General features: G+C 40.1%; 11 protein-coding genes. All 11 read right to left on the reverse strand.

Annotation, left to right across the window (positions count from 1 at the left end; all coding sequences use genetic code 11):
* Positions 1-126 precede the first annotated feature (126 nt).
* The 11 genes from C3F22_RS09110 to C3F22_RS09160 all read right to left on the reverse strand — a co-directional run bounded on the left by C3F22_RS09110 (position 127) and on the right by C3F22_RS09160 (position 11,254).
* Positions 127-324 carry a hypothetical protein gene (locus C3F22_RS09110; RefSeq protein WP_104426367.1) on the reverse strand — a complete coding sequence of 66 codons (198 nt, stop codon included), beginning with the start codon at positions 322-324 and terminating at the stop codon, positions 127-129.
* 70 nt (positions 325-394) lie between these two features.
* Entirely contained in the window at positions 395-622 is a 228-nt protein-coding gene (locus C3F22_RS09115) for a hypothetical protein (RefSeq protein WP_104426368.1), read from the reverse strand.
* A gap of 102 nt (positions 623-724) precedes the next feature.
* Positions 725-940: a cold-shock protein gene (locus C3F22_RS09120; RefSeq protein WP_104426369.1), complete on the reverse strand. Its 216-nt coding sequence runs from the start codon at positions 938-940 to the stop codon at positions 725-727.
* Positions 941-1,359: 419 nt separating this feature from the next.
* Positions 1,360-3,060: an NAD-dependent malic enzyme gene (locus C3F22_RS09125; protein ID WP_104426370.1), complete on the reverse strand. Its 1,701-nt coding sequence runs from the start codon at positions 3,058-3,060 to the stop codon at positions 1,360-1,362.
* 648 nt (positions 3,061-3,708) lie between these two features.
* Complete coding sequence (locus C3F22_RS09130) at positions 3,709-3,897, reverse strand: hypothetical protein (RefSeq protein WP_322872459.1); 189 nt, start codon at positions 3,895-3,897, stop codon at positions 3,709-3,711.
* 80 nt (positions 3,898-3,977) lie between these two features.
* On the reverse strand, positions 3,978-4,859 hold the full coding sequence (locus C3F22_RS09135; protein ID WP_004282326.1) for an IS982-like element ISAba9 family transposase: 882 nt from the start codon (positions 4,857-4,859) through the stop codon (positions 3,978-3,980).
* Positions 4,860-4,921: 62 nt separating this feature from the next.
* Entirely contained in the window at positions 4,922-5,452 is a 531-nt protein-coding gene (locus tag C3F22_RS09140) for a hypothetical protein (protein WP_228203532.1), read from the reverse strand.
* The gene (gene tolR, locus C3F22_RS09145) at positions 5,449-5,895 is read right to left on the reverse strand and encodes a protein TolR (RefSeq protein WP_005234817.1); all 447 of its coding nucleotides are present in this window, start codon (positions 5,893-5,895) and stop codon (positions 5,449-5,451) included. The genes C3F22_RS09140 and tolR overlap by 4 nt, the downstream gene beginning before the upstream one ends.
* A gap of 12 nt (positions 5,896-5,907) precedes the next feature.
* A complete protein-coding gene (tolQ, locus tag C3F22_RS09150) occupies positions 5,908-6,606 on the reverse strand; it encodes a protein TolQ (protein WP_104426371.1) in 699 nt (232 codons plus the stop codon).
* Positions 6,607-6,711: 105 nt separating this feature from the next.
* Positions 6,712-8,553, reverse strand: coding sequence for a phytase (locus C3F22_RS09155; RefSeq protein WP_228203533.1), 1,842 nt, complete (start codon positions 8,551-8,553; stop codon positions 6,712-6,714).
* Between the two features lie 214 nt (positions 8,554-8,767).
* A complete protein-coding gene (locus tag C3F22_RS09160) occupies positions 8,768-11,254 on the reverse strand; it encodes a TonB-dependent receptor (protein WP_104426373.1) in 2,487 nt (828 codons plus the stop codon).
* Positions 11,255-11,428: the final 174 nt, after the last annotated feature.

Here is an 11,428-nt window from a genome sequence, read left to right on the forward strand (position 1 = left end):
TATTAATTCAGGATTTATTTATAAGACGATGAATAGGTTTAATTATCAAGTTTATAATTTCAAAGACAAAATCCTGGCAAGAGACTAGGATTTTTTATATTCACTTTTGGTCATGTCACATGACCACTAAATAATTTTGAAAATTTTGCCGCTGATGGTGCTTTGAAAAAACATTTCAAAACTTGGGCGAATATTTTCACCTTCAATTGTAATATGTTTGACGTTAGAATCCGATTGGGTATGAACAAAATCAGGGTCAACAGTAGCTTGAATCACGTATTGAACACCGAATTGATCTTTCACACTGATATTTTGCTTAAGCATAAATAAACCTTTAATAATGATTATGAGAGAGATCGGCTAGAAATTGGTTAGCCAACATATAATTTAAATATTAAATAACTTTATGATTTAATTTAAATAATTGATTTAAAGATGTATAAAATGTACGACCGTCTAGATTCAGGTCAACTTCGATTTCTGATTGAAGCAGCACTCTTTTACCTACTTCAATTTCCTTAAAACCTTGACGTGTATTTTGCATTTTATTCAAGGGAATCAAAGAAACAATAATTTCTGTACCATTTTTAGATTTTGCAATTAATTCATTAATTTTTAACAACTTGTATCCTATTTTTATACTTCTTCCAATCTAGAAAAAGCTTTTTAACTTTTATTTAAAACAATAAAAAAGCACTGATGCGTGCTTTTTTATTCTAAAGACTTATAGCCCAGTAATATTTACAGCATTTGGGCCTTTTTGACCTTGAACTACGCTAAATGCAACTTGCTGGCCTTCCATTAAGGTTTTAAAACCTGAACTGGCAATTTCACTGAAATGAGCAAAAACATCTGGACCAGATTCTTGTTGAATAAAACCGAAACCTTTAGTTTCGTTGAACCACTTTACAGTACCTTTAACAATATTTGAGTTTGGCATAATAAAACCTACTAATTTTTAATCATCTGAATGACCAGTTGTAACTTTGAAAATAATAAAGAATGGAACTTAAAATCTGGATAAAACGAAGGATTATGAATAAAACGACGATACTTAAGGAAGATTTTTTGCAACAAGACTTTTTTCTAATTAAGGCCAGTATACAGGAAGATTTAAAATAATCAAATTTTCTTATATATATATTTAATTATTTTATAAATAGTATTTTTTTATTTACAGAATTTTTATTAAATTTTATTTAATTTCAAAAACTTGATAAAATAAATCCATATTGCCTGAGTGAGTTAAACTTCTTCATTTTTAGATTACCTTCGCTTTCCCCAAACAAAAAAAGCAGAGAAATAACAATGTCATCGCTCTGCTTTACTTAATATTAGGCCGCCCTTTTCCTAATAATATTAAAAGGTCACACGCTTATATTCCCGATATCCCGGTATCCAGAAATTCGTATCAATGGCTTTCTGCAGCACATCAAAACCAACTTTTGGAGCAACGCCATCATCAATCGCAGCTTGCGCAACCCTTAAGGCAATAATCTTGGAAATATGCTGGATCTGATCCAGATCTGGCAACAAGTTGGCAGTTGGATCCTGAAGTTTTGGAGAGCATTCTGCTAAGGCATTACTTGATGCCATCAGCATATTATCCGTAACACGTGTAGCACCTGAAGCAATCACGCCTAGTCCAATTCCCGGAAAAATATAAGAGTTATTGCATTGAGAAATAGTATAAATCTGTTCTTGATAATTAACGGGTGCAAATGGACTACCTGTAGCAATCAAAGCTTTTCCATTGGTCCATTGAATAATATCGGCTGGAACAGCTTCTACGCGAGAAGTAGGATTCGATAAAGGAAAGATGATCGGATGTTCACAATTTTCAGCCATTGCCGTGATCACATCTTTGCTAAATAATCCCGGCTGTCCAGATACCCCAATCAACACTGTGGGTTTCGCATATTTGATGACATCCAATAGAGAAATAATCTCTTCAGCATTTCCCCATTCAGCAATATTTTCTGGTTCTTGGGCCAGTTTTCTCTGGAAATTTAATAGGTTTGGCTGATTCTGGGTAATAAGGCCGAAGCGATCCACCATAAAGACCCGCTTACGTGCCTCTGCATCAGTCAGGCCTTCTGCTACCATTTTTGCCACAATCTGTTCAGCGATCCCACAACCGGCTGAACCTGCTCCCAAAAAGGCAATGGTCTGGTCTTTTAGTTGCTTATTAGACGCATAGGAAGCTGCAATCAGACTGCCTACTGCCACAGCTGCCGTACCCTGAATATCGTCATTGAAGCAACATACTCGATCGCGATATTTTTCCAGTAAAGGCATGGCATTGTGCTGGGCAAAATCTTCAAATTGAATTAGCGCATCGGGCCATCTTTGCTGAATCGCCTGTATCACCATTTCGACAAATTCATAATATTCATCACCGGTGATACGAGGCTGACGCCATCCCATATAAATCGGATCATTCAACAGCTGCTCATTGTTCGTGCCCACATCCAAAGTAATCGGTAAAGTATAGGCGGGACTAATACCTCCGCAGGCCGTATATAAAGCCAGCTTTCCAATCGGAATGCCCATTCCACCAATGCCCTGATCGCCCAAACCAAGAATGCGCTCTCCATCTGTAATCACGATCACTTTGACATTTCTTCGATTTACATTATGTAGGATATGCTCAATATGATCCCGATCCGGATAGGAAATAAAAACCCCGCGATGACGGCGATAAATCTTGGAAAAATGCTGACATGCCTCTCCTACCGTTGGCGTATAGATGATCGGCATCATTTCGCTTAAGTGATTTTCGATCAAATGATAGAAAAGCGTCTCATTGGTGTCTTGGATGTTACGTAGGTAAATATGCTTATTGATTGCATCATTGAATGAGCAGTATTGCTGATATGAACGCTGGCTTTGTTCCTCAATCGATTCGATCGCTTGGGGCAAAAGTCCATGTAAATTAAAATGAATACGTTCTTCTACAGAGAAAGCTGAGCCTTTATTCAGCAATGGGAGTTCAAGTAATGCAGTACCTGCATAGGGAATATAAAGTGGACGTTTAGGGTTGAGAGGTTCAGTTGCCATTTTTAACTCGCACTTTAAGATTCGACATGAATGAAAGCCGAAAAGAACAAAAAATTATCCTACTATCCTAGTCGACTTTCAGGTGTTTCAGTCATTCAGCGAATTAATAATGAAAAATGTTCTATTTAATAAACTGATAACGGCAATAAAATAAGCTTTAAATTTTTATATCCTCTTGTCAGATAAAAATTTAGATCATACTTTTTTAATTGAGACTTATTAGATACCTGTTATGTGCTCACCTCAAACAACTCAGTTAGTTCAAATTTTGGCAATAAAAAAAACATACTTAAAAAAGGCAGATAAGATGTGCAATTAAAGAAATAGTTGGTTTTATAATACAGTGCCTATGCTCATCAGTAAAAGTATTTAACTCAGACAGGCGCAAGACTTGTTCTAGACTTGCTTCTTTAGCTCATCTACACTGCCCAATTACACTAACTCAAATTAATATAATACTTTACAATATTCATTTTGGCCATATAGCCGATATTGGAGAATTCGCTACACTAGGTAACATCCATAATAATTCCAATATTATTTTACTGCACAAAAAAATCTTTCAAATTAGATATATTTGCTCCACTAAATTATGAAATCCTCATCAAAAATGATTATATATCTAGAATTTTGGTTATTATTCAACGATTAAATTTCAATCCTATATTGGAAAGTATTTTTAACATTCGATACACTGGTTGGTTTGCCATCGACGAGACGAGGCTGGTATTTAAAAGTGAGTGCAGCCTGAATCGAAGGTCGTACAAACGTCGGATGGCAGTCACCTTGTGCCTTTGGATTTTCTACCCGTCCTTTTTCATTCACGTTATACACCACCGTACAATCCCCCTCCAGCTTACGATCCAAAGCTTGTTCAGGGTAAGCTGGTGCTATTTTTACAACAGGTTACGCCAATCTCAACTTAAAATAAGATTTTCGAATTGAATTGGTGAATGACCAAGCTTTTTATTTAGCACCACACAAATTGTATGCGACAGAATTTTACGAGTTATGCGGTGGGTTAAATGCCATAGATCTTTTGCCCTCACTTTCTGAATGTGAAAGCGATCTGTTAATTGACCAATCACTGTTTCAATCTTTCTTCTGGCTTTCATCAGTATTTGCAGTGTCTCTTTAGGTCTGAAATCTATCATGTTTTTTCTAAAGGGTGTTTGTAAATCAATACCCTGATATTCATAATATCGTTTCAATTCTGGTCTTAAATAGCCCTTATCTGCTCCCAGTAAACCGTAAATATCATTCGTAATTTCAGGTGCAACATCTCGCTCATCACAATGAGCAGGTGCAAAGGTATAACCCGAAATCATGCCTGAAAGATTAATGACGATATGAGCTTTGAAACCATAATATTTTTCTTGTTTTGCAGCACAATAACTAAAACCTGCGTATTCTTTAAAGTTTTTATGCTTTCTAGCTCTGGTATAACTACAGACAGGGAGTGGGAAGCCATCAATAAAGTGAATGTTATCTGAACCATAACGCTGAATGAGCTGTGCCATAATGGATTGACTGACATGCCACAGGTTTGCACAATGTTTACAGAAATTGGGATAAGATCCTAATTTTGGAAACCATTCTAACCAATTGTTTTTGAAATACATCCAAATATTTTTGTCTGTATCTAAACCAAGAAATTCACCTACTATTTGCATAGTGATGATTTCTGCATCAGTAACAGCAGGCGGAAAACCACGAGTTCTCAGGGGCTGAGTAACAACAATGGGATAAAGTTCTTCTATGATTACATAGACAAAAATGATAAATTCTTCAATGGACATAACTTTGCTTTAATTTCTTGGTGGAAACTAAAATAGGGTTATGTCCTTTTTATTTCAATCACTTAAAAAGTTGAGATTGGGGTAACAGGTTGATAATTTTTAACATCAAATGATTCAGGATGAGTTTGTGCTTTAGGTTCTACTGATTTCTGGGTCTTCGTCTGAGTTGGTATATCCGCTTGAGACTGCGTATCTACTGTTTTCTGAGATTCCGCTACTGCCGTTTGCTTTTCCGTCACGACTTGCTGTGTCGGTTTAGCCGCTGTAGGTACAATTTTGCTACTCTGTGACTCTACAAACTTCTTGGTGGTTTTCGGTTGGACTTCAGTAGGTTTCTCAAGCTGTTTTTTGACAGGCTCATGTAAGGGTTTTTCTTCGACTATCGGCTCAGGCTTTTTAGGTTCAGGTTGTTGTTTGATTGGAGGGGGTATTTGCACAAATTGTAATTGAATGGTTTTCGGCTTGGGTTCCTCCAATGTTTCATGCATCTCAACCGTACATAACCATGCAATTAGCGCAATATGCAATCCAGCCGTGACCGAAAGTGCTAGACCTTGATCACGAAACCTAATTTTGGAAACGGTTGCCATCATGATTGTGGTTCCTCTGTCACTAGCCCCAAGTTCGTTACCCCACTTTTTTGCAAGGCTGCTATGGCCTGTGCAACCAGTTGATAATCAGCATTCTGATCGGCACGTACATAAAACTGTAAGCTTTTATCTTTTTGAATAATCGGAACGAGCTTTTGTTGCATAGTGGCTAAATCAATGGCCTGATCCGTAACTTTCTCGGTATTCACTTCTGATCCAATATTCCAGTAATACTGGCCATTGGCTTGAATAGATAAGGTTACAATACGCTGCTGTTGTGACGCGGGCATGACATTGGCATCCACTTTAGGCAAATCAATTTGAATGCCTTGCGTCAACATTGGTGCAGTCACCATAAAAATTACCAACAACACCAACATGACATCAATATAAGGAACCACATTCATTTCGGCATTGGGTTTTAATTTTTGAGGACGCTTAATCATGGTTCTTGCTCCTTAACGCGAAGTGCGCTCAGTGTGCCCCAACAAACGATAAATACGCGTTTGCAACTCATTGGCAAAACCGTAATAACGACTGGAAAGCTTGTCAGCACGTGCCGAAAAACGGTTATACGCCACGACTGCAGGAATAGCGGCAAATAAACCAATGGCTGTCGCAATCAGCGCTTCTGCAATCCCTGGGGCAACTGTATTGAGGGTTGCCTGTTCAACGGCAGACAGTCCAATAAACGCATTCATAATGCCCCAGACCGTTCCAAATAAGCCTATATACGGGCTGACTGAACCAACTGTTGCGAGAAAGGTCAGATTCTGCTGAAGCTTTTCTTCTTCCTCACTGATGCTACTGAGTAAACGACGTTCTACCCCATCAATCACATCACTTGTGGTGAGTTGCTCATCTTTGATCAATTGATGGTATTCATCCACCCCATGTTGAAAAATGCTGACAACGCCTTTTTGTTGTGCAGGCTGTTGGTAATCTTGCTGTAAAAGCTTGAGATCTTTTTGCTGTCTAAAATTCTTTAAAAAACGGTTCCAAAGCTGCTCTTGTCCACGAAGTAACATGCCGTGACGCACGATTAAATACCAACTTACGACTGAGGATAAAACCAAAATCAACATCACTACTTTTACCAACACACTGGCATGGCTAATCAACATCCAAACTGACATTTGATCCATCGTTGCTTGCATAACGCACTCCAATTTTTTTACTGCATGGTGCAGTACATATATATTTTTAAAATGGGCTGTGATTCTTTAGCAGCCCATGTACTCACTCAGGTACTAAAGCGCTATTTAGTCCAAATGCAGGGCTTGAGCGATTTTTTCCCAAGGCACATATTTAAAGTTCTGATTGGTTTCAGGCATACGTTTACGTCCGTCTTGCACCACCAACATGCCTCGCTTCCATTGGCCACCAAAATTTAAGGAACTCACATCCAGTCCATCTGTTTCAGACACAGCGTCAATGCCTTTTTCGGTATTGATGCCAATACGAAATGCGCCACGAACCGTGTAAGGTGCAGCGGCATCAAGCACCATAAAGCTGTCATTGCCTTGGCTTGAAACCACCAAATAACTTTGGTTTTTGCCGTGATAAAGTCCCATCCCCTCAATGTCATCATGCATGATATCTCCTACACCTATCACCTGCTGCATAGGAAGCTGAGTTTGTGGGTTGAGATCTTTTACCCACACCGCGACATCTTCTTCACCCAAGAAAATACGCCCTGTGGCATCGTCTACAACACAGCCTTCAGGTTGGGTTTTCACTGAAAACCGTTGTACTTCTTCAGCCCTTAATTTTTGCTGTGCAGCCGTGATGTGGTATTGAACAAAAGTCCCGTTTTTATCGTTGGGAATGGCATAGATTTCCCCTTGAGCGTCGCGGTACATGCAAATGCCATAGATATCATCCAATGTGGTTACTAACTCGCCAAGCACAGAAACCTTGCCCGTTTTGGGTTGAATCGCAAAGAGATGCAGGCTGTTATGATCTCGGTTCGATGCCACCGCCAAATCGACTGTCTGATTGCCCCATTTAAAACCGTGGCGTACATCGACATTATTCAATCGCCCTACTGGCAAGTACTGCACAGTTTTACCCTGTAAGTCGTTAACCTGTAGACCACCTTGTTTATCTGTCGCTAAAATACGGGACTGACTCGGCTGTGCAGCATTATGCCAAATTGCAGGATCATCAGCCGCATCACCTGTACTTGGCACGCCCTCCGTCTGCACTTCTGCTGGAATAGTGATGATATTTTGGGCTTTGGTCTGGGTCTGCGTTTCCCATTCCACATCTGTCACTTTCACGGTTTTATCATCTAAAATCAGCAAGGATTTATCAGTTAAATTACCTTGAACACTCAAAGTCTCTGCTTCTTTCACCGTGTCTAGTTGTAAAGGCGGCTGTGCTTTCCATTGCTTATCTTGCTTTTGATAACGATAAAGCAAAGGTTTTTCTGCATCGAGTACCGCGACATGATCATCTACAATCGCAATTGCAGAAGGTGAACCTTGAATCGAACCAAAGGGTTGCACAAGATCCACCGCCTGACGCACCATGTCTGCTTCAGAATGAGCTGGATATGCCCAAATGCCAACATTCGCTTCATTAATAAACAACTCTGCTGTGGCATCATTCACTTTGCATACACTACTAGCAGGTGGAAAACTGAGACGGCGTACCAACTGTGGTTGAACCAAAGCCTTCTCATGCTGAGCCACCAACCATTGTTCACCAAGCCCCTCTTCACCTACTAAAAAAGCAAAACTCAGCCCTTGAGCATCGGTATATAGGCAAACATCTTCAGACTTAAATGAACGCTTTGGAATAAAACTAGGCTTGTCCCATGCTTTATTTTTTAAGTTCATGCTCATCAGTTGAATTTGCTGTTGTTGCAAATTCGACGCAGCAATCAATAAATGCTCCGAACCAATCCGATAATCAAAACGCCCAAACTGACCTTGAATTTGATGTAGTACATTTTGTTGATCATCTAAAATTTGTAGCCCTTTATTTTTACTGCTCAACAGTGCGGCAACTTCAGTCCATGCACTCAAGGTTAACCATTGCACATCCTCAGTTTTCGCCCCATTCATGTCGACTTCACGTAATTGCAACTTCGCTGCCATAGGCTGATCTATTGGTATTTCAACCGAGCTTAATGACTGGCTATTTTGCGGAGCTTGGGGCACGCTGTGCTGACTGCATGCGCTCAATAACAGCAAGCAACTGCTTAAAGCAGACCATTTAAAAGATGAAAATTTCATAGAGATACTCAAAATTAGGCAAGGAACCTCAGGTCTGCTTCTGTTGAGCAAACCTGAGTACTAAATTTAATTCGACTTAAAAATGGGTATAGGTCAGTGCCAGTTTGTAAGCTGGGCCATACTCTTCATATTGCGCGTTATAAGCCTTAGAACCTGCATAGTTGTAATAATGCTCATCGGTGATGTTTTGTACATCAAACTTGAGCTGTAAGTTTTTAGATAAGTTCACATGACTACTCAAATCAAGGAAGATTTGGTCATCGGTATAAATATCTTTTTCAGGCGTATCAATGTCACCAAGTTCATACAGATAACTCGATTTATAATTTGCTGAAAGTCGTACACCAAAACGTTCATTTTCCCAGCCAAGCATCGCATTCGCCACCACATCCGACTGATTTGGCAAATGAATACGACGACTCAGAAGTTCACCATCTTTCATCGAATCAATATCCGCCTCTGACTTACTAAAGGTGGTATTTAAACCCAACAAGAACCCGTTCCATGGTGCTCCTAAGTGGTCAAATTTTTGTGAATAGGCAAACTCCATTCCATAGAGTTTGGCACTTTGACCATTTTTATAAGTCACAGCTTCATCAAAGTCAGCCCACTGACCTGTCCCTGCAATATTGGTGTTATAGATAAAATTGTCGATATCTTTATAAAAACTATAAAAACTCACCATACTGGCTTTGCCAAAATACTTTTCTACACCCAAATCAAAGTTAGAAGATTCTAAAGGCTTTAACATTGGGTTACCAAACTCAGCTTCATCACCATCTATGTAAACACCTGGCGCACTTTGCGCAAAGTTCGGACGCACGACACTATTGGTCCATGCCGCACGCAGGTAGGTATTGTCCGCCAATTGATAACGCAAATGTAAGCTTGGCAACCAATGATCATAGTCATTTTCATATTTGGTCGCAGTGATCACATCATCATTAAACTCAAAACCACGTGCTTCAAAGTTGGTATTTTCATAACGTAAACCAGCAATCACACGCAATTGATCCAAATCAATCGTATTCATGACATAAGCCGCTTGTATGTCTTCATTTGACTTAAAGTCATTAATGATGGAGCCATCCGCAACCACATAGTCAGCAGCATTTAGCCCATTTATTTTGTCCTGAATGGCATTTTCATTGATGCTTGGACCAAACTGTCCCAGTTCATAGTGACTGTTTGAATTGAAATCTGAACTTGACGTGCTGAGGTCTTTATATTTCCATTCATCGGTATTATTGGTTTTCTCACGTTGACTGATTTTGCCCCCGAACTTCAATGCAGCAGCATAATTCCCCAACATATAGTCTTTTAAAAAGTCTAATTTACCGTTGTATTCTTTATCGGTGGTTTTAGACTTTTCCCACGACACCGAATCTAGCTCATAGTTGGCAGCATCATAAAAATCTTGATCTGCTGTTACAACTGGCTTTTGGGTACTGCTAAAGCCAACATTGCTAAACTCAGCTTTATATTTCGCCCCTGAAATACCGCCTGGGTTTTCCTCCGATGCTTCGCTATAACCGAGTTGGCCTTCAACAGTCCACGTGTCGAAACCTTGCTTGCCCCCTAAAACAAAGGACTGAATTTCTTGCGTTTCAACACGACTTTTTAATGAGCGAGTGACTTCGGCATCTCCACTTTGCCCTGCAAGTTGTGGATCGGCAAATTCAACTGAAACTTCTTGACGCGATTCGGTATCTTTAAATCGGCTATATAAAGTTCTTAAATAGTATTCGCCTGTGTCATTGGGGCGGTAATCAAAATTCAGCCCCGCACCAATGCGCTCCCGCTCGATGTCATATTGGCGCATTGCGGTTTCTTCAAGTGCATCGCCATCCCAAGCCCCGCCCGTTTCAACATTGTCCGAGCCAAATTTTCGGTTTTGATAACTCAGTGCCAACGCTACCCCAAGGTTGTCTTGCCCCTCACCAACACTGAAACGGTTACTGATGGCACCCGATGCTTTAGGGCTATATTTTTCCCGTTTTTCATCATAACCACCTTCAACCGTTCCCGTATAAAACAAACCGTCATGGTCAAAGGCTGATAAACTTTCGACTTGCACCGTACCGCCTAATGAGTTGGCATCCATATCTGGTGTCAGCGTTTTCACCACAGCCAAAGACTGCACCAGCTCTGATGGTAAGACATCCAATGCCACGCCACGGCGACCACTTTCAGGCGCGGGAACCAAAGTACCATTGATGGTCACTGCATTTAAGTCAGCACCTAAACCACGAACTGAAACAAAACGTCCTTCGCCTTGGTCACGCTCTGTAGATACACCCGGTATCCGTTGCAAAGCTTCTGCGGCATTATCATCGGGTAATTGTCCGATGCCATCGGCATGTACCACACTGCTGATTTGGTCGGCACGTTTTTGCTCTTTGAGTGCTTTATCCATACTTGCAGCTTGGCCAATGACCTGTACATATTCCACCGTGTTATCTTCGGCATGTAGATGCGTCATGCTCAGCATTGACAGGACCAGTGTACTGAGCTGAAAACCCGCACGCTTATGTTTCATGAAACGGTTCTGATTATTTTGCATTATGTTCTTCCCCTCAAGCCAAAGTGGCATGGTTTGAACGCACAATAGAAATTGAATGTGAACATGATGTGACAGTGCCTTTTACGATCTGCCCTTTTTATTTGTTTTTGGTCATTTTCAGCAAAATGTGAGCTAATTTGATCTGTATAGAGAAAATTCTGAGCATACAGAATG

It is taken from the genome of Acinetobacter sp. ACNIH1 (assembly GCF_002934695.1).
Taxonomy (GTDB): domain Bacteria; phylum Pseudomonadota; class Gammaproteobacteria; order Pseudomonadales; family Moraxellaceae; genus Acinetobacter; species Acinetobacter variabilis.